General features: G+C 55.9%; 16 protein-coding genes and 5 pseudogenes. 12 read left to right on the plus strand and 9 right to left on the minus strand.

Going from position 1 to position 17,389, the window contains the following annotated elements:
- Window positions 1-79: 79 nt before the first annotated feature.
- The gene (locus BUB54_RS18185) at window positions 80-1,390 is read right to left on the minus strand and encodes an IS1182 family transposase (RefSeq protein ID WP_073211332.1); all 1,311 of its coding nucleotides are present in this window, start codon (window positions 1,388-1,390) and stop codon (window positions 80-82) included.
- Here BUB54_RS18185 and BUB54_RS18190 point away from each other — a divergent pair.
- The 3 genes and pseudogenes from BUB54_RS18190 to BUB54_RS18200 all read left to right on the plus strand — a co-directional run.
- On the plus strand, window positions 1,383-2,435 hold the full coding sequence (locus BUB54_RS18190; RefSeq protein ID WP_139284990.1) for an MATE family efflux transporter: 1,053 nt from the start codon (window positions 1,383-1,385) through the stop codon (window positions 2,433-2,435). The genes BUB54_RS18185 and BUB54_RS18190 overlap by 8 nt on opposite strands.
- Before the next feature lie 250 nt (window positions 2,436-2,685).
- On the plus strand, window positions 2,686-3,516 hold the full coding sequence (locus BUB54_RS18195; RefSeq protein WP_048880380.1) for a class I SAM-dependent methyltransferase: 831 nt from the start codon (window positions 2,686-2,688) through the stop codon (window positions 3,514-3,516).
- Window positions 3,517-3,625: 109 nt separating this feature from the next.
- Window positions 3,626-3,904 (plus strand): annotated as a pseudogene (locus tag BUB54_RS18200) (transposase); the annotation flags it as partial.
- A 99-nt stretch (window positions 3,905-4,003) separates the two neighbouring features.
- Here BUB54_RS18200 and BUB54_RS18205 read toward each other — a convergent pair.
- Window positions 4,004-4,573, minus strand: coding sequence for a recombinase family protein (locus tag BUB54_RS18205; protein ID WP_048880379.1), 570 nt, complete (start codon window positions 4,571-4,573; stop codon window positions 4,004-4,006).
- A gap of 166 nt (window positions 4,574-4,739) precedes the next feature.
- Between BUB54_RS18205 and BUB54_RS18210 the strand changes: the two genes are divergently transcribed.
- Both BUB54_RS18210 and BUB54_RS18215 read left to right on the plus strand, forming a co-directional pair.
- The gene (locus tag BUB54_RS18210) at window positions 4,740-5,018 is read left to right on the plus strand and encodes a type II toxin-antitoxin system RelE/ParE family toxin (protein ID WP_073211994.1); all 279 of its coding nucleotides are present in this window, start codon (window positions 4,740-4,742) and stop codon (window positions 5,016-5,018) included.
- Between the two features lie 11 nt (window positions 5,019-5,029).
- Window positions 5,030-5,317, plus strand: a complete 288-nt coding sequence (locus BUB54_RS18215; RefSeq protein ID WP_048880572.1) for a HigA family addiction module antitoxin — start codon at window positions 5,030-5,032, stop codon at window positions 5,315-5,317.
- Window positions 5,318-5,781: 464 nt separating this feature from the next.
- Here the strand turns inward: BUB54_RS18215 and BUB54_RS18220 are convergent, their stop codons facing one another.
- Both BUB54_RS18220 and BUB54_RS18225 read right to left on the minus strand, forming a co-directional pair.
- Window positions 5,782-6,894, minus strand: coding sequence for an NADH:flavin oxidoreductase (locus tag BUB54_RS18220; RefSeq protein ID WP_048880573.1), 1,113 nt, complete (start codon window positions 6,892-6,894; stop codon window positions 5,782-5,784).
- A 31-nt stretch (window positions 6,895-6,925) separates the two neighbouring features.
- On the minus strand, window positions 6,926-7,684 hold the full coding sequence (locus tag BUB54_RS18225) for an alpha/beta fold hydrolase (RefSeq protein ID WP_048880574.1): 759 nt from the start codon (window positions 7,682-7,684) through the stop codon (window positions 6,926-6,928).
- 264 nt (window positions 7,685-7,948) lie between these two features.
- Here BUB54_RS18225 and BUB54_RS18230 point away from each other — a divergent pair, with 264 nt between their 5' ends.
- Window positions 7,949-8,320, plus strand: coding sequence for a winged helix-turn-helix transcriptional regulator (locus tag BUB54_RS18230; protein ID WP_048880576.1), 372 nt, complete (start codon window positions 7,949-7,951; stop codon window positions 8,318-8,320).
- A 116-nt stretch (window positions 8,321-8,436) separates the two neighbouring features.
- On the opposite strand, the pseudogene BUB54_RS22210 reads toward BUB54_RS18230, so the two are convergent.
- Window positions 8,437-8,490: pseudogene (locus tag BUB54_RS22210) on the minus strand (hypothetical protein); the annotation flags it as partial.
- Window positions 8,491-8,504: 14 nt separating this feature from the next.
- Between BUB54_RS22210 and BUB54_RS21005 the strand changes: the two are divergent.
- From BUB54_RS21005 to BUB54_RS18245, 3 genes and pseudogenes are all read left to right on the plus strand, one after another.
- A pseudogene (locus BUB54_RS21005) lies at window positions 8,505-8,663 on the plus strand (transposase); the annotation flags it as partial.
- Window positions 8,664-8,916: 253 nt separating this feature from the next.
- Window positions 8,917-9,843: a bifunctional helix-turn-helix transcriptional regulator/GNAT family N-acetyltransferase gene (locus tag BUB54_RS18240; protein ID WP_048880577.1), complete on the plus strand. Its 927-nt coding sequence runs from the start codon at window positions 8,917-8,919 to the stop codon at window positions 9,841-9,843.
- Window positions 9,844-9,876: 33 nt separating this feature from the next.
- On the plus strand, window positions 9,877-10,545 hold the full coding sequence (locus tag BUB54_RS18245) for an aspartate/glutamate racemase family protein (RefSeq protein ID WP_048880578.1): 669 nt from the start codon (window positions 9,877-9,879) through the stop codon (window positions 10,543-10,545).
- Between the two features lie 454 nt (window positions 10,546-10,999).
- On the opposite strand, the gene BUB54_RS18250 is transcribed toward BUB54_RS18245, so the two are convergent.
- The 3 genes from BUB54_RS18250 to BUB54_RS18260 form a co-directional block, all read right to left on the minus strand.
- A complete protein-coding gene (locus BUB54_RS18250; RefSeq protein WP_048880579.1) occupies window positions 11,000-11,635 on the minus strand; it encodes a hypothetical protein in 636 nt (211 codons plus the stop codon).
- Between the two features lie 131 nt (window positions 11,636-11,766).
- On the minus strand, window positions 11,767-14,049 hold the full coding sequence (locus BUB54_RS18255) for a Mov34/MPN/PAD-1 family protein (RefSeq protein WP_048880580.1): 2,283 nt from the start codon (window positions 14,047-14,049) through the stop codon (window positions 11,767-11,769).
- A complete protein-coding gene (locus BUB54_RS18260) occupies window positions 14,039-15,247 on the minus strand; it encodes a ComEC/Rec2 family competence protein (RefSeq protein WP_217652549.1) in 1,209 nt (402 codons plus the stop codon). Before BUB54_RS18260 ends, BUB54_RS18255 begins: the two co-directional genes overlap by 11 nt.
- A 202-nt stretch (window positions 15,248-15,449) precedes the next feature.
- Between BUB54_RS18260 and BUB54_RS18265 the strand changes: the two genes are divergently transcribed.
- From BUB54_RS18265 to BUB54_RS18275, 3 genes and pseudogenes are all read left to right on the plus strand, one after another.
- Window positions 15,450-15,776, plus strand: a complete 327-nt coding sequence (locus tag BUB54_RS18265) for a helix-turn-helix domain-containing protein (protein ID WP_048880581.1) — start codon at window positions 15,450-15,452, stop codon at window positions 15,774-15,776.
- Window positions 15,773-16,660: an ImmA/IrrE family metallo-endopeptidase gene (locus BUB54_RS18270; protein WP_048880582.1), complete on the plus strand. Its 888-nt coding sequence runs from the start codon at window positions 15,773-15,775 to the stop codon at window positions 16,658-16,660. The genes BUB54_RS18265 and BUB54_RS18270 overlap by 4 nt, the downstream gene beginning before the upstream one ends.
- A gap of 206 nt (window positions 16,661-16,866) precedes the next feature.
- Window positions 16,867-16,983: pseudogene (locus tag BUB54_RS18275) on the plus strand (transposase); the annotation flags it as partial.
- A 234-nt stretch (window positions 16,984-17,217) separates the two neighbouring features.
- Here BUB54_RS18275 and BUB54_RS20520 read toward each other — a convergent pair.
- Window positions 17,218-17,389: pseudogene (locus tag BUB54_RS20520) on the minus strand (IS110 family transposase); the annotation flags it as partial.

A 17,389-nucleotide genomic window follows, 5' to 3' on the forward strand; every position in this document is an offset into this window, starting at 1 on the left:
CTCTAGGAGCCTGTCCTGGTAATCTTTACGGCAGCAATTATCTGCATTAGCCCCGTGTTTTCATTTGCGGCGCTCCCCCTCAAGCGGTGAGTTTTGCGAGGTTATGGGCGGTGCAGATCATTGCCCATTCTGCTTTGACCTTATCGATACCGCGGAGGAGGAACTGCCGGAAGGCTCTGGCCTGCTTGATGTGTCCAAACACGGGTTCGACGGTGTATTTTCGGATACGGTACCGGCTTCGATGTCCGCCTTTTCGGAGCCTGGCGCGCATGGCTTGAACCAGCTTGCCGCCTTTTTTGCCGCTGCCTGGCTTGCTTGCGCGCCCGGCCGCCACATAGCCGCGAACCGTGCGCGCGTTGAGGCCCTCAAGATTGGCCTCCGAACAGAATCCGTTATCGGCGGAGACTTCATTGGGCATCTCGCCGGTGTTGTCCTCGATCGCATCGAGCAGCGTCAGCAGGGCGTCTTGATCAGAACCGTTGTTGGTGAGCCGGTGCGCCACGATGATCTGTGCGCCGGCATCGACCGCGGCCTGCGCATTATACGCCTGGATGAAGCCATCGCGGCCTTTCATGATCCGGCTTTCCGGATCGGTGAAATTGCGCTGCGCCTTGGGCTTTGGTTTGCCTGGCTCGTGTTTTGGGGTTTTGCCCGGCCGGGGTTTGGCACTGCCGTCAGGGTTTGCTGGCGGCGGCGGCCGGGCGGCTTCCGCGGCGCGGGCTTCGGCCTCGAGCTCAGCCTTGGCGGCGCGGATGCGCGCCAGCCGCGCCTGCTTGTCACGCATCCAGTCGGGCGGTTCGTCACCGCGGCGCGTGCTGCCGTGGGTGGCATCTTCGGCCGCATCCTCGGCTGCCGCGCGCGCCAGCCACGCGTCCACCTCGCGGGTGAGTTCAGCCTCGGCCTCAACCATGCGGGCGTAACTCATCGCCTTATGCTTGGAGGCATTGGCTTTGATCTTGGTGCCGTCAACAGCAACATGAGCCAGTTCAGCCAGACCCGCCTTGCGGCACAGCGCCAGCACCTGCACGAACAGCCCAGCCAACGCAGCAAGGTGGCGGCGGCGGAATTCGCTGATGGTCCGGAAGTCCGGCTGGTTGAGTGCCGTCACCGCCTGAAAATCCAGCCGCTCCTCGCAGCCGCGCGCGATCCGGCGCGACGAATAAACACCGCTGCGATAGGCATACAGCAGCAGCGCGACCATCATCGCCGGATGATAAGGCGGATAGCCCTTCATCTCGGTGTAGGCTCCCATAATCGCGGAAAGATCAAGCTCCTCGCTGACCAGATCGCGGATCAGGTGGGCCGGATGGCCGGCGGGGACGAAGTCCGCCACCGAAGGCGGAAGCAGCCAGACTTCATCGGTCTTCCAAGGGCGAAACACTTTGCTCATCGAAAAACAGAATCACGACGCAACCATCTTGTCGAGTGAATTTAGCCCGTTACCGGGACAGGCTCCTAGCTATTTAGTTGGTGCCGCTTTTGGTTTGCCAGCCTGGGTCGGGTATGTGGCGGTACGGAGCTTTGCCATTGCCGCCGGAAGGGTAAAAGCAACCACCGCCATCATGCTTGCCGCTGTACCGTTTCATCTTGTTTTGACATACTGGCTGGTGTTCGGTGGTTTTGGTATTCCGGCGCTTGGGGCTCTGGGCGCCGGGATCGCCTATTCATTGGCCGCGTTTTTTGCCTGGAGTATACTCGGTGTAATCCTGCACAAATCTCCCGATGATATTTTTAAGCGAGCCTTTTCTCGTCCTTACACGTGGAATTGGCCTTACATGAAACAAATAATCTGCCTTGGCATTCCTTTCATGTGCCGGATTGTGCTGGCTGAAGGTGTGTTACCAGTTGCCGGTTTCATCATAGCCCCGTTTGGATCTGTGGCATTGGCCGGATACGCCGTATCAGTTCGCATCATCGACCTTTTGAGCATGTTCTCGTTCGGATTTAGCGAAGCGGCAGGCATCCGCGCTGGAATTGGAGCGGGATCAAAACAACATAAATTGGTCGGAGCAGCAGGATGGGTGGCGCTACAATTATCTCTCATGTTTAATGGGTTATTCGGTGCTGCACTGATACTTTTTCCGAACCAGATCGCCGTATTATTTCTCGGTTCAGAAGGTTTAAGCACTCTTCAGATAACGGATTTTGCGCTTCCTCTCACTGCTGGCGTCTTACTTTTAGGAGGAATACACAACGTCATCGGTGGGGCACTTAATGGTTTGCAAGATGCCAAAGCCCCTCTCATCGCTACAGCGCTGTGTGCGTGGGGAGTTGGGTTGCCTTTGGCATTTCTCTTGTCCCACTCAATGTCGCTGCCAGTATCTGGCCTTTGGGCTGGTCTCCTCGGCGGAGATTTAGTGGCAGCCGCAATTTATCTGTTTTTGTTTATCCGTTGGCTTCATAAATTGCAGAGACATTCTACCGCGGAATCGTAACTTATTAGTGTCCGCTTATCGGCAGTGCCTGTTGCACTGCCGATAACTTGTATGGGTCGGCATCCGCCACGTCGATGATGGGGGTTCGGGGGGATTGCAGAATGGCTGCTAGAGGCCAAGAAAAGCGGTAATGGACATTCGCTTTCTGGCGACCTTGGGCCCAACCCCATTGTAAGGCCCCATTTGTATCAGCATCGTTAATAAAAAACACTCTGTTGCGTCGAGTTGAGGGGCGGACTAACCTCGCCATGTGCTGATCGACGAAACATGGTTTGCGCTGTTGTGCGAGAGTGCCCACCGTCCTGGTGTGATGCTCAACGGCGCCCCACTACCTGCCTTTCCCCCCGAAACACTCCAGCGCAACACCACAGGCAAAGCGGGCGCGCAGGCTATAATTGAGGCATTTGCGTTTTACACACATTGCCGGGCACAATTTGCCCGTATGGGACGCGCACTCAGCCCAGCGCACAGCTTGCTAGATTTCGGCTGTGGCTGGGGGCGCATTGCACGCTGTTTCATCCGCGAAATCCCGCCAGCCAATATCTTCGGTATCGACGTCACACCGGAATTCGCAGATTTCTGCAAGCGCGCCTTCCGCAGCCATAATTTCATCGCCACGCCCGCACTGCCACCCACGCCCATTCCCGCGGAGCGATTTGACTTCATCGTCGCTTATTCGGTGTTCTCGCATCTTTCGCCAGATGCCTGCCATGCCTGGATGGCGGAATTCGCCCGCATTCTTACGCCCGGTGGCATGGTGGCTGTCACTACACGGGGACGCGATTTCTTTGCCACCTGCGAAAACTTGAAGGGCCGCGCGACAGATAGCTATAGCGCCGCCTTGGCTGAGATATTTCCTGATTTCGACGAAGCCCGGCGCCGCTACGATGCCGGGGAGTTCGTGCATTCCAACATTCCGGGCGTATCTGGCGGAGGGGCAATGAACGCGAGCTTTTATGGTGAGAGCTTCATCTCCGAGGCTTATGCCAGCACGGCGTTCTCGAAACAATTTGAGCTGAGCGCCTTTGTGTACGAACCCAGCAGCGTGGAACAGGCCATGCTGTTTTTCCGCAAGCGTTAAAACTGCCGGACGAATACCCGGTCATCGATTATCGCGTAACTTGTACAGACCGTATGGAAACTTCCCGGGCTATGATTCCTTGAATTGATGCGTGATGGTACGGTTTGCCATGGCACATCTTAGAGGGACGGATCGTTCGCAGCTTCTCCTTTTGCCCGAGGCGGTCGAAGATTACGTGGGGCCGGAAAACCCGGTCCGGTTCATTGAAGCATTTGTTGACGAACTTGACCTGCAAGCTCTGGGGTTTGTCCGGGCCGCGGCTAAAGCGACGGGCCGCCCCGGTTACCACCCGGCGGACCTGTTGAAGCTCTACATTTACGGCTACCTCAACCCTGTGCGGTCCAGCCGCCGGCTTGAGGCCGAGAGCCAGCGCAATATCGAGGTGATCTGTCCGGTCAGTGGCGGCCTCACCGGACCTGAGAGTGGCTTAAAAGGGTCGAGAACAGAAATAGCGCCTCCTGGATAACCCGGTGAAGGGGCATGCGTTTTATTCGCAGACACGGCCGATGGTCTGACGGCTAACCTTATAGGCCCGCGCTAGAGATGAAATTGATGCGCCGGAGCCCCGCGCCTCCCTGACGGCGACTTTTTGTTCATCAGTCAAAGATGCGGGCCGGCCTATGACCTTGCCATTCGCTTTGGCCCGCTGGACCCCGGTTTGTGTTCGTTCAATCAGCAGGTCCCGCTCGAACTCCGCCACAGCGGCGATCACTTGCATGGTCATGCGGCCGGCCGAGCTGGTGAGATCGACGCCGCCTAGGGCCAGACAATGAAGCCGGACCCCGACGCCGGCGAGGGCATCGACGGTGGCCCGCACGTCGAGCGCGCTGCGGCCCAACCGGTCGAGCTTTGTGACAACAAGCACGTCCCCATCTTCCAGGCGATCGAGGAGGCGGCGGAACTCGGGCCGTTGGCGAGTTGCGACGCTTCCCGAGATTGTTTCCATGATGATTCGGTTCGGACGGATGGCGAAGCCGGCAGCCTTCGCCTCGGCGATCTGATTCTCGGCGGTCTGCTCGACTGTCGAGACGCGGGCATACAGAAATACGCGGGACATGGGGCAATTTCGTCCAAAAACCTTCCCGAATTATCGGGCAGTGCCCATAATATCGTCAAGCATAGTTTTGGGCATATCCCTGGGTGGATGTCCGAAATCAACCGGTTTTGGTCATGGTCGCGTTAATCGAAGTTGTATAGTGACGCGCGACGCGCTACACTGAGTTATGATTTTGAGTTTCCGACATAAGGGCCTGGAGGCAATTTACCGCACGGGCTCCATGCGCGGGATTCAAGCCGCGCAGGCTGGCAAGTTGAAGCGCATTCTTGGCCTTTTGGATGTGGCGCAGACGCCGCAGGATATGAACATCCCGGCGTTTAAGCTGCACTCACTGAAAGGTGACCTTGCCGGACACTGGTCCGTTTGGGTTAACGGGAATTGGAGAGTGACGTTTCGGTTCGTTGAGGCGGGCGTTGAGTTGGTGAATTATCAAGATTGCCACTAGGAGAAACCAAAATGATGCACAATCCACCACATCCTGGCGAAATGCTTAGAGAGGATGTCATCGGCGAACTGGGGCTTTCCGTTACCGAGGCTGCCCAGAGGCTGGCAATGTCTCGCGCTGCGTTGTCGCGTGTGTTGAATGCCAGGGCTGCCATTAGCCCTGATTTGGCGATCCGGCTTGAACAGGCCGGGGTGAGCACGGCGCAGGCATGGCTTGGGATGCAGGCAAACTATGACCTTTGGCTTGCACGACAACACAAGCAGCCACCAGTGCGCCGTTTTCAGGAAAATGCGGCCTGAGCGACCAAGTGCAGGCGGCGACAAATAGACTTGGATTTATATCCACTGGGTAGCACCAATGGGGAAGTATAGCTGCCAGATGGCTTGTGTCTCACGAAAGCGGATACCTGACGTTCGCTTTATGGCGCGGCTGGGTCGTCACCTGCCGGTACGGCCTGTACCTGCCGTTGGCGGCTAATCTCATTTTCTTCACCAAAGCGGCCGGACGGCGCCCTCTCGGCCGTCTAAAATATGAGACAGAAGGTATGCGCCCGACTTTGCCATAACCTGAACATCTGACGCTGGTCTCGGTGACAATTGGGCCGGACTCGACGAAGTTGACGGTGATCCCGCGTGCGCCGGACCACGAGCCCAGCCCCTCCGTCACTCCATTGCAGCGCGTTTGATCATTCCATAGGCGCTCGACCTCGGGTTGGACATTAGCGCAGCAACCCTGATCGGCTCTGGGCGTGCTAACCCTAAGATTAACTCAGGGTCGCCAGAGCTTCCGGTGTAAAATCAGCAATCTGGTCGAATCGGCGTTGCCTGATCTTGTTGAGCCAGGCCGGGTCCTGGAGCAGTGGGCGTCCGACCGCAATGAGGTCGAACTCGCTGCGCTCCAATCGCTCGAGCACCCCGTCCAGGGAGGTCCTTTGGGCACTCTTGCCAGCGAAGGACTGGTAGACGTCGGTGGAGAGGCCGACAGAGCCTACCGTTATCGCAGTGATGCCCGTCAGTTTCTTCGCCCAGCCAGCCAGGTTCAATTCGCCGTCGAACTCAGGGAAAGCGGGTTCCCAAAATTTCGGCTGGGAGAGGTGGAAGGCATCTGTACCTGCATCGGCAAGCACGTTGAGCCACTGCTCGAGCGCCTGAGGCGTCTCGGCGAGGCGAGCTTGGATGTCAGTGGGCTTCCATTGGGACAAACGGAGTATCACCGGAAAGCCTGGCGTCACCACCGACCGAATGGCCTTCAGAATCTCGATCGCGAAGCGGGAGCGCTCAAGGAGCGTCGAGCCGCCGTAACGGTCATTGCGTTGGTTGAGGTGATCCAAAAAGAATTGGTTGATGAGGTAGCCATGCGCGCCGTGAAGTTCGACGCCGTCAAACCCGAGCCGCTCGGCATCGGCGGCAGCGCGCGCGAACGCGTCGATCGTGTCCGCGATGTCAGCCTCACTCATGGGATGGCCCACCAACTCGCCTGCTCCCGAGAGTCCTGAAGGGCTTTCATAGGGAACGGGCGGAACCCAGTCTGCGGCCGCCTTCGACCGTTTCTGGCCCACATGCCAGAGTTGGGGCACTATGCGCCCGCCAGCCGCATGAACGTCGTCCACCACTTTCTTCCAGCCGGCGAGAGGGGCTTCTCCATGGAAGCAAGGGAGATCAGGCTCGTTGAGCGCGGCCGGGCGGGCAATCCCGGTCCCTTCCGTTATGATAAGGCCGACACCATTCTCGGCGCGACGGCGATAATAGGCTGCCACCGCCGCAGTTGGTACGCCGCCAGGAGAGAAGGAGCGTGTCATCGGAGCCATGACCACACGGTTCGGCAAGTTGAGAGCGTTCAGCTGGTAAGGGCTGAATAGGACACCAAGGTTGCTCATGGGATATCTCGATGCAGTGAGGGGAAATTGACTAAACCGCGTCGATCCAGGCGGTCACCGCCGCATTCACGTCTTCCTGACGATCCTGCATGATCCAGTGACCCGCGTGGGGCCACCGGTCTACTTTCGACTTCGGGTGCGAGAACCAAGGCCGCATGCGGTCGGCCTGGGCCGGATCGCGGCACAGGTGATAGACGGGCACTTTCAGGCTTCGGCACAAGCTTGCGCTTGCCGCTCCCACACCCGCCTGGCCGTCTCCCACGAAAAGCGGCCCGAAACTCTCGCGCACCACGTCGGCAGGCATCCCCTGGGCGCGCCGGCGATGCCAGAGCTTGAAGGCCGGATCGGTGGATGGATCGTAAACCTGCTGAAACAGCGCCGATGCGACGACGCCGGGATCGCCCACCGCCAGGTCATGGGCCGTTTTCGCGAAGCGTTCACCCATCTCGTCGGAAAAGCCGAGCGCGCCATCGATGGACACCACGGCGCTCACCATGTCCGGCCGTCTGGCCGCCAGACGGGCAGCGATCTGTCCCCCCATCGAGTGCCCCACGACGACGAATTCCTGGCCGGGATATTCGGTGGCAATCAACGCCTCGATGTCGGCGACGTAATCGTCCGGCCTGTAGCAGCCCGGTGGCATGATCTCGGACCGGCCATGTCCGCGCAGATCGACGGCGACGGTCCGATACCTGCTTTCAAACAATGGCAACTGCCAGCTCCAGTCATGGGAATCGCCGGTCCAACCGTGCAGGAGCATCACGTTCCTGCCGTGGCCGACATCCGTCATGAAGAGCCGCGCCGTGGCACTTGTTCGTGCGTGGACGTGGCTTTGCCCTCGTGGACGCGCCGGCGCGTCACGGCGGGGAAAATCATGCTGATCCGTTCTCATGTCTGATCTCCGTGATCGGTGGACCCGCCGCCCGGTTCATCGGATCGGTGCAGAGACCCGATGGTCAAGCCGATGGGTTTTCGCTTGGCATGAAGATATACATTGAATATCTAGGATCAATTACGCACCTCAAGGTGCGCAGGTATACGGAAGGATATCGGGATGAATTGTGAGGTGGATGCCGTGTTCTTTGCGGACTGCGCCGCTCGCTCTTTCTTCGATCAGGTCGCCAACAAATGGTCGGTGATGATCCTCACGCTGCTCAACGAAAGACCGACACGGTTCAACGAACTCAGGCGACGGTTGGAAGGTATCACCCACAAGGCGCTGACACAGGCTCTCCGCCGCTTGGAACGCAACGGGCTGATCGCTCGACAAGTGCTTCCTACCTCGCCCGTCGCGGTCGAATACTCAATCACGGAGCTTGGGCGCACACTGCAAATCCCGCTCGGAGCAGCCTATGACTGGGCAATTCGCCATTTGGATGCGATCGAACAGGCTCAACAGCGATATGACGGGAGCGCGGACCGATGAGCGGAGCGTTCTATTGGCCTCGTTGTCTCGCGCGTTTATCTGACGGCTCGGTCTACGCGGCGATGCCAGCAGTTGTCTGATAGATATGTCAACCGCCGCATGCAGGAGGCCACGGGCTATTTGGCGTCATGGAAGATCAGACCCAGCGTGTATCGATGGCCTGTCCGTACTTGGCTGACACCGCTATCCGCCTTATCATCCGGCCATGAAGGTCGCGCTGCTGCTCTACGCCTATCGCAGCGGTGTTTATTCGTCGCGCCAGATTGCGCGCGGTTGCGAGGAGCGTCTGGACTTCCAGGCAGTGACGGCACTCAACCAGCCGGACTTCCGGCCCATCAGCGAATGTTGATTTCCACTGAGAAGTGGCTCTGACTCACTTTTGCTGTTGTTTCGGTGATATGCTTTGGCCGCGTCTGTCCCCCGGCAGCGCCCTTGAGACAGAACAGGCATCTTGAATAAGGGAGGATTTCTGGCTCATCTACGCTCCTTCGTCGCTACGATGAGCCAGAAATCCTCGACTTCCAAGCCTTCCGCGGAGGCGGTTGTGCGCGACAGCAAGATGTTGACTCACACAACACTGCCTGTATCATGATGCCATGCGCGATCAAAATACAGGCGATATCACCACCTTACGCAGTTTCAACAGGCTTTATACCAACTGGCTTGGGCTGCTTGACGTCCATCTGGACGGCAGTTCCTTTACGCTCAGCGAAGCACGCGTTCTCTATGAGTTGGCGCATCGTCACGAACCGACCGCGGCCGAAATCGCGCGAACACTGAATATGGATCGCGCCCAGATGAGCCGCACGCTCAAACGATTTGCCCATCGCGGTTTTCTGGAGACGCACAGCAATCCCACCCATGGTCGCCAACAGCTTCTGATACTGACACCGACAGGCCGTGCAGCGGCGAAGGATTTGGATGCCAGGACACAGGCCGCGGTTGGTGCGCTGCTGCAGAAATTGCCTGAAACGCGGCGCCAACGCCTGATCGCGGCCGCAACTATGATGGCGCAAGCGCTGGAGCGAAAGGTTGAAGCCCCAGCCGTAAAGTTGCGCGGGCTCAAGCCCGGCGACTTGGGAATTATCACTGCCCGGCAAGCTATTCTATATGCCGAAGAATATGGCTGGAATCAGGATTATGAGGCGCTCGTGGCGCGTATTCTCGCCGATTTTCACGAGCATTTGGATCCAACCAGAGATGCGGCATGGATAGCCGAGATCGGGGGCGAAATCGCGGGTTCAATATTCCTGGTTCACACCGACGAACCGGGCCTTGGCAAGCTTCGTCTGCTCTATGTCGAGCCCGTAGCGCGCGGCGCTGGCACGGGAACGCTGCTTGTCAGGACTTGCATTGAACATGCACAGAACCTTGGCTATGAGCGCCTCACATTATGGACAAACAGCGTTCTCGACGCTGCGCGCAGTATTTATGAGCGTGCCGGATTCGTGCTGATCGGCGAAGAGCCGCACCACTCTTTTGGCCAAGATCTTATCGGCCAAACCTGGTCCCTTGCTCTCTGATCTTACTATGGATGACATCCGTCCGGAGGCGACATGCATATCGGTTTAATTGGCGGCGTAGGGCCTGCCGCCACCGAAGTCTATTATCGGGCACTTGTTCGTGCCTTTGCCGCGGCAAATCGGAAGCTTGCGCTCACGATTGTCCATGCCGATGCTCGTGAAATGGTCGCCAATCTCGAAGCCGGCCGGGCTATCGAGCAGGCCGCTATTTTCGCCGGCTATGTCGATCAACTGCGCGCAAGCGGCTGCGATGCCGTCGCCGTAACATCCATGGGTGGCCATTTCTGTATGAGCGAACTCGAAAGGGTGTCAAGGCTTCCCGTGCTGAGCGCCGTGCCGGCCCTCAACACCTATTTGGCTGCCTCTGGTGCCCGCCGGGTAGGCGTATTGGGAACTCGCGCGGTGATGCTTTCGAAGCTTTATGGTGTGAATTCGGTCGAGGTTGTAATTCCATCGGCCGAGGACATTGATGCAGTGCATTCAAGCTATGTTACGCTTGCTACATCCGGCAATGCGAGTCCAGATCAATGCTCCTATTTTCATGCAGCCGCCAGAAAGCTGCACGAGAACGGGAATGCCGATGCAGTTGTGCTGGGGGGCACTGATCTCTCGATCGCCTTTAGAAACACAGTCCTTCCCTTTCCTGTTCTGGACAGCGCATTGATTCACGTCGAAGCCATAGCGCACGCAGCCATGAATTAATGACAAAGAAACTACATGTAAGTTGCCGCCAAAGGCGGTCCCCCTAGAGGGAAGGAAAACTCTCCGGGATGGGCCGCTTTCGGGTTCGGGCAATCGAAGGGCGAGTGGCGTGGTTGGGGTCGTCACCTGCCGGTACGGCCTGTGCCTGAAGTTGGCGGCTAGTCTCTTTTCTTCACCAAAGCGGCAGGACGGCGCTCCACCAGGTCGTCTAAAAGATGAGACGGGCGGTATGCGCCCATTATGGTCGTTTCCGGTTCTGGACCGTCTGCCTGATAGCGGACATTCAAACCGTTGTAAGGTCTCTGTCTCAGCAGTCAGCTGAAAGTCCATCCGATCCATTCAGACTTTCAGTCGGTCCCTTGGAAACGGACATACCAATGCGGTGAAAAATTGCCTGGCGACGAAATGGTTTCGCCCGTTATCGTCGCCTAGCCGAATGCGTCTATCCGTTGTATTATTTTGATATCGCAGTCTTTAAGGCGAGAACATTAGTAACCATACGAATGCCTGCATTTGCAGCAGCCATGCGGACAATGAGATACTGGCCAAGCAGGATAGCTACATATCCGGCAGCAACATTTTTGCTGGCCATTCCGATGAGTGCCCATGGCCCGAATGTTAGTATTAACAATGCACATATAGCCGTATAATCTCGCAGAAGCAGGAACAGCTTATGGGCAGAGGAGATGATCACATCGTCCCGTAGCGGCCGATAAAGCTTGTACCATGCAGCGTTCTGGTCTGCCGGATCAGAGGGTAAAGTGCCTTTGAAAATCGTCTTCAACCGCTGCTGGTTGATCCTGGTGTCTTGTTGTGCATAAACGGAGAACGCGCGATGTCCGGGGGGCGCATGTTTTAGCCTCCAGAAAACCAGAGTGGCTTTAACATCAGCGCTGGGGAGCGCATTTACTACCTTGACGACAATTGCAGCGATGCCAACAGGCGCCAGTGTCGCAAGATGTTTGAAAATAGCTGATAACCCATCAATCTGAATTGCGTTGGCATTCAAGACACCAAAAAAGAAGAGAGCGTTGAAGGCGATCACCATCCAAAGGGCTCGGTCATTCTGTTCTTTAAGTGATTTCGCCATGACTACCCGTTTACGAAAGGCTGCGCGCTACGGAATGTAGTCACCGCAGCTCATGTTGAGAAAGCTGTGCCTGAAGACAAATTCATGATTTCACGGAAATCTCGCAGATTTATGCGCACCTTTCGAACAAATTAGTCTGCATCGGCCAATAGCGCCTTGTATCCAGCTTCCGTGTGAATCAACAAGATGGAGGGAGCAAGACGCGCCAAGGCCACGGCGTCGGCAGTCCGGTGATCAAGCCCAGATGGACCTAATGGTTCAAGGTGGCTGTGCCAAGTGCCCAGGCAGAACAGACTATACCCAGCCGATTCGGCAAAGTTGCTTATGACCCGGCGTGCCCCCGTAACACCCAAGACAAATTCGTGTGCGGACCGAACACTGTCTGAGGGAGCTGGCAAAACGTCAGTGACATAGAAGGTACGTGCAGCTTCCGACATCCGCCCCATTAAAATACCACCTGTCTCCACTCCCGGCCATCTGGTTACATCCGCCTCCATCGCCTCGGCCGCCCGGCGTGAGATTCTAACAGACCAAGTATCAGGGCCTTCAATGCTGACGATGGTTACGGGTGGGATGGCATTATCAGTCCAAGATAGACCGAAACCATCAGATGAAAGTCTGCCAATCAAGAGCCGCCCGGCATTCAGGGGTAACTCACTACCTTGCATCTGACTAATCGCCTCTGCCATCGAAGCTCCAAAGAGTGATAAGCGGGTATCAGGCATGACCATAGTGGCTGAACCGCATCCCTCTCCGATCGCGCGACGGACGAGAGTATCACCACCACTGAACACTACGGTGCCAAGATGTTCATCCACTCGTATGCGTGCATATGCTTCTGCAATTAGATCCAGCGTGTTGGGATTACGCTCGGGCCCCTCAGCAGTAAGTAGCCCCAGCTGCCCATTTGCAAACAACGAAGCCTCGACCACGCGCGGCAATATGACATTGGGAGGAACAGAGCCCAATGCTTCGCGTACCATCAATGACGCCGTCGTATTAATGAGACCCCACATTTTCTTAGGAAAATGCCTTCCCGCAACCTCTCGATCCTGCAAGATGGTCACCACGTCCTTATCTAGGGCAGTTGAAGTCTGACCAAACCCCTGGACCGCCTCAACAAGAGCTTCTGCTTTTGATCCAATCCATCTTAACCCAGAATAACCTGCGTTTGGTATCAATGCATGTCGTGCTGCATTATGCGGGCTTAGAAACCCCGGGTCGACAACAATCGCAGGTCCATTTCCGGTGCGCGTTAAGTGCAAAGCAATTTTTGACCCTAGACTACCTGCCCCAATAAGGCCCCATGACAACGAGGCTGAACTAGAGCCTGACATCGTTCTTAAAAGGTCAGCTGATATGGCATGCCGATGTCCTATTGACTGGACAGGCGTGCTGTCGCCTTGCGCCATGAATGCTCCGGGGCCAATGTCCATCACATAAGGGCAAATTTCGAGCGAACTGCTGGTGCCAATAATGTGGAAAGGCCGGCGCGCACACAGAATGAAGACAACTGGATAGGATCTTTTCAGCGTGTAATCGGCTGCGCACTTCTTGAGCCAGTTCACCGCATCAGCTAACGGACGGTCCACCCCGTAAGCCGCGGCACGCCCTCTAAGCGTCTCGAAATTTGTTACCGTTTCTGGCTGATAATTACCAGCAACGACAAGCTCGCCAGAAGCCGTTCTTCCTGGCCATACAATAACTGCTATGGATTTCCCGTACCGGAACTTTTCGGCATCCCCGCTGGCGCTAAGAAGCCTTCCAAAGGTTTCTGGATTTGCCGTGATCTTATCTTTGCCGATATGGCCGAAAACAGAATGCGTACCATCACCATCGATCGAAATCAGGTAGTCGAACTGGCACATAGCGAACCCGGCATCCCGGGAAACACGTTCTCGTAATACCGATGCATCGGCGACTACAAAGCCAGCAACATCATCGCGCCGCACCGGTTCCCAGCCTTGTTTAGGGTCGATCAACTTGCCAAGTGCCGCATTTTCCAACCACAAGACGAGCTGATTTAATATGCCCGCCAAACCTTGCTGATGGAGCAATTCACTTAGACGTCCATCAATGATACATGGTTCCGGTCGATCACCCGGGTCCCCTGGTTGTACGTGCGCAAGAGAACGGTTGAAATCAGCGCGTAACAAGATAGCGGGCGCTCTCAAAGATGCGCACGTCGGAAAGAGCAATGTGATGGGCTCAATGGCCCGAACACCGTTTGGGCTGCTGCCGTCCGCAATCCACGCATTCGGGAGCCCGACTCGAATATTTACATCAACCCACCATCTCCCGCTTTCGCTTACTGTCTCTGTGCCTATGTCGTTAACATTTGGGTGCGCAGCGATAATGCGCAGAGCACGAGCTATCGTCCGGTTCTTGCCGTGAATAGTCACCTTAACTTCCATGCGCCAACGGTTGACTGCCCACCGAGCCGGCGCCAACAATGGCCGCGGCCTTCATTGCCTTACTCTTTAGCCGAGGCCCGTGCTGCCCAATTTCAAACTCCGTAGTCTCCGGGCTCTTCTCGTTCGGCCGCTCCCCTATACAGAGGAACGATCCCCCGGCAACCTCAGCAATCTCCTCATATTCGCGCTTCGCACGGATGCAAGGTGGATCCTTGTCATCGTCCTTGATAGGGTTGCAGCTGGCAATAATTCGTGCGCCACGACGTGTTTGCGATAGAGCCGCACGGGCAACCTCAGAGACCTCTGCATCTTCCCCAGCCTCACTCCAACTGTCATACGATAATGAATGCCACGAGCAGTGATGAGGCGCTTGCAGTAGATCATATAAGAACCAATCCGGATAATCGGAATATCGCTGCCACAGGCGCTCCCAAATAGCCACCTCAGCATCGCCGCCAGTCAAGAATCTCCCGGCATTAGCAATCCCATCGCCGGTCAGCGAAAAGTTCAAAATCGTGCTGGAATGGTTTTTCGAACGCAATTCCTCTTCATCTTGATCATCACTCGGAACGTGCGGAGCCAGGAGGCGGGCCGTCATCGTCGTATCATACTGACCGTTGACTCTAGAGAAACTTGCGCCCGCCTTTACCAATATCGCCTGTAGATCATCCGTCTTGCCGTCTTGGTCCTCACCCAAGATCAAGATACGATCACCGTCCGACACCAGCCATGACGTCTCCCGGAAGAGAGCCACACGCCGCCTCGCTTCCGCATTAAATGCTTTTGCGTCTTTGCAGAGCGTGTGTCGGGTTGATGCACGTCGAAAAACCATCGGCGACGACCAAAGCTCTCGAATAAAAATTCTGTCCGTATTCTTCGACCATCCTGCCGGAGGACCGAGATGAAAATGCTCCACCAATCCACGGCAATGGTCTTGGTCGGGATGGCTGACAAGGAGCGTATCCACGAAGAGCCTCCCTTCCGAATCTCGTGACAAGAGATTCCGTAGCTCCGTTGCCACGTCCGGCGTATCATCGTCCGGATCATCGGCGGCCACACGAATATTCACATCAATGAGTATTTTCCGACCACTCTCAAGCACGATGAGCGTCATATCGCCATTGCCCACCGGAAAGAACCGAACCGACGCTACCATGCCCTTCACCTTCTGCAGCGGGATTTGGCAGAGGCGCGCCATGAACCCCAATTGATATCTAGTAAGCCAAGTGGCTGCCCACAACATCTGGTAGAGAAGAGCCAGGTGCTCTGCCACACTGAGGAGCAGTCAGATATTTGGCACATAGAAAGTATGCCAATACTGAACAAAAGCTAGGGGGATAAATTCGCGTTGTCAAGGACTAAAAGTATGTCTATTCTGAACGCGGAGATAGGAGGGATCCATGGCAACAACACTCGGAGAGAAAATCTACCGACTTCGTCGGGAAAAAGGGCTCTCTTTGGAGAAGCTGGGCGAACTCACCGATTCGAGTAAAAGCTACATTTGGGAGTTGGAGAATAAAAACCCACCCAGACCTTCCGCGGATAAAATTGGCAAGATTGCATCCGTGCTTGGCGTAACACCAGAATACTTGATCAATACTGGACAATCCGAACCAAATGCCAGCGTGGTGGATGAAGCCTTCTTTCGGAAATACCGCAACATGGACGACTCGACGAAAGAAAAGATCCGCCAAATAGTCGAACTTTGGGGTGACGAAAAGAAATGACCCTGGCACTTGGACCTGCACGTTGGGCTACTGAGATCTCAAAAGTACTCAAAATTGTCTTTGGGCCAGAATATTTTCCTATCGACGTGACCGGCATCGCGCTTCAGTACACCTCACAACGCTTCCCGGGTGATGCGATCACTCTGGCGCAAGGCGCCGAGCTCCCCGGCTTCGATGGTGCGCTTTTCAAAGCACCGGCCGGCAAGAGCGGTTGGGGAATTGTATATAACAATGCGCTCGCCTCACTTGGCCGCATCAACTTTACGCTAGCCCATGAGCTGGGGCACTATTTATTGCATCGACTCAATTATCCAAACGGGATACGCTGCGGGGAGCAAGACGTCGTCCGTTGGGATTCCTCGTATGGTCAGATCGAACATCAGGCCAACGTATTCGCGGCTACATTACTGATGCCATTCGACGATTTCCGACGCCAAATCGATGCCAATGTACGCGTTGATTTCGACATGATATCCCATTGCGCTAATCGCTATCGTGTCTCTCTAATCGCTGCGACACTTCGCTGGCTGTCCTATACTACGAAGCGTGCACTTCTGGTCGTGTCACGCGATGGCTTTATTCTTTGGTCACGCGCCAGTGAAGCTGCCGCAAAATCGGGAGCGGTATTTCGTACTTCCGGTGGCCCCATCGAGGTGCCACCTCAGTCGATCGTAGGGTCGGAGAATCTACTAATCGACGGCCGAATCGGAAGCCAGCATGGTCCCGGAGTATGGTTTAATGAACCGGTACGCGAGATGACGATCTTTTCGGAGCAATACAACTTTGCCATCACACTGCTTTTGTTGGAGGATCGTAAGTACTACGATACAACTGAGATTGAACGCGAACCAGATTTGTATGATCGCTTTATTGGCCGAGAGTAAGTTTATGCTTTAATCGCAATAAATAGAACCGTCCCGTTTCCAGACGCCGACAAATTTTCGTAAACTCCGACATAGAGTTGAAACCTGGACTCCATTTCGTGATGCCATCATGGAAATGAAATGCGGACATGACAGGGTAATCCCCCCCTGCAATTAAGGGGATTGATAAGTAGAATTTTCTCGGCAGATTGCTTGAGGAGATTTGGATGAAACAGTCGAAATACAGTGAGGGGCAGATCCTTGCGATTTTGCGCCAGGCGGAGGGCGGTGTGCCTGTGGCCGAATTGTGCCGTGAACACGGCATGAGCGACGCGTCATTTTATATCTATGGACGGCTCTCCCGTTGCAAGTAGAATTTGAATAGCACCGCGTGATCAGTTGCAAACATCTATCCGGCGTCAGCCAGCTTTCGCCGGAGCGCCCAAATGGCTAATCCGCACACGCGCACCTCAACAAGTGGTAGGCTTCGGGAGCCTTTATAAAAATCAGATTTGTCGCGCGTCGGTTCGATCAGTGCAGTCCATTTCTCAGTCTACCCGCAAGCTGTGTTCTAGCCTTCAGGCGGCGGGGCGGTACGGTTCACCCGTTCTCAGCACGGCCCAGATTATCCGTGCATTCTTGTTGGCGACCGCAACCGTTGCCCGGTTGAAGCCTCGCCGCTCCTGAAGCTTGTTGACCCATTGACTTATGGGGTCGTTCTTATTGGCTGCTACCCGCACGACAGAGCGG

The sequence above is a fragment of the Acidocella aminolytica 101 = DSM 11237 genome, from assembly GCF_900129125.1.
Lineage (GTDB): Bacteria > Pseudomonadota > Alphaproteobacteria > Acetobacterales > Acetobacteraceae > Acidocella > Acidocella aminolytica.

Bases quoted from the DNA above. Each gene is read 5' to 3' on its own strand.
- BUB54_RS18205 (WP_048880379.1), bottom strand. From the start codon at position 4,573: ATGTCCCGCGTATTTCTGTATGCCCGCGTCTCGACAGTCGAGCAGACC.
- BUB54_RS18215 (WP_048880572.1), top strand. From the start codon at position 5,030: ATGATGCACAATCCACCACATCCTGGCGAAATGCTTAGAGAGGATGTC.
- BUB54_RS18230 (WP_048880576.1), top strand. From the start codon at position 7,949: ATGAATTGTGAGGTGGATGCCGTGTTCTTTGCGGACTGCGCCGCTCGC.
- BUB54_RS18210 (WP_073211994.1), top strand. From the start codon at position 4,740: ATGATTTTGAGTTTCCGACATAAGGGCCTGGAGGCAATTTACCGCACG.
- BUB54_RS18260 (WP_217652549.1), bottom strand. From the start codon at position 15,247: ATGGCGCGCCTCTGCCAAATCCCGCTGCAGAAGGTGAAGGGCATGGTA.
- BUB54_RS18255 (WP_048880580.1), bottom strand. From the start codon at position 14,049: ATGGAAGTTAAGGTGACTATTCACGGCAAGAACCGGACGATAGCTCGT.
- BUB54_RS18245 (WP_048880578.1), top strand. From the start codon at position 9,877: ATGCATATCGGTTTAATTGGCGGCGTAGGGCCTGCCGCCACCGAAGTC.
- BUB54_RS18250 (WP_048880579.1), bottom strand. From the start codon at position 11,635: ATGGCGAAATCACTTAAAGAACAGAATGACCGAGCCCTTTGGATGGTG.
- BUB54_RS18185 (WP_073211332.1), bottom strand. From the start codon at position 1,390: ATGAGCAAAGTGTTTCGCCCTTGGAAGACCGATGAAGTCTGGCTGCTT.
- BUB54_RS18265 (WP_048880581.1), top strand. From the start codon at position 15,450: ATGGCAACAACACTCGGAGAGAAAATCTACCGACTTCGTCGGGAAAAA.
- BUB54_RS18240 (WP_048880577.1), top strand. From the start codon at position 8,917: ATGCGCGATCAAAATACAGGCGATATCACCACCTTACGCAGTTTCAAC.
- BUB54_RS18225 (WP_048880574.1), bottom strand. From the start codon at position 7,684: ATGACGGATGTCGGCCACGGCAGGAACGTGATGCTCCTGCACGGTTGG.
- BUB54_RS18220 (WP_048880573.1), bottom strand. From the start codon at position 6,894: ATGAGCAACCTTGGTGTCCTATTCAGCCCTTACCAGCTGAACGCTCTC.
- BUB54_RS18270 (WP_048880582.1), top strand. From the start codon at position 15,773: ATGACCCTGGCACTTGGACCTGCACGTTGGGCTACTGAGATCTCAAAA.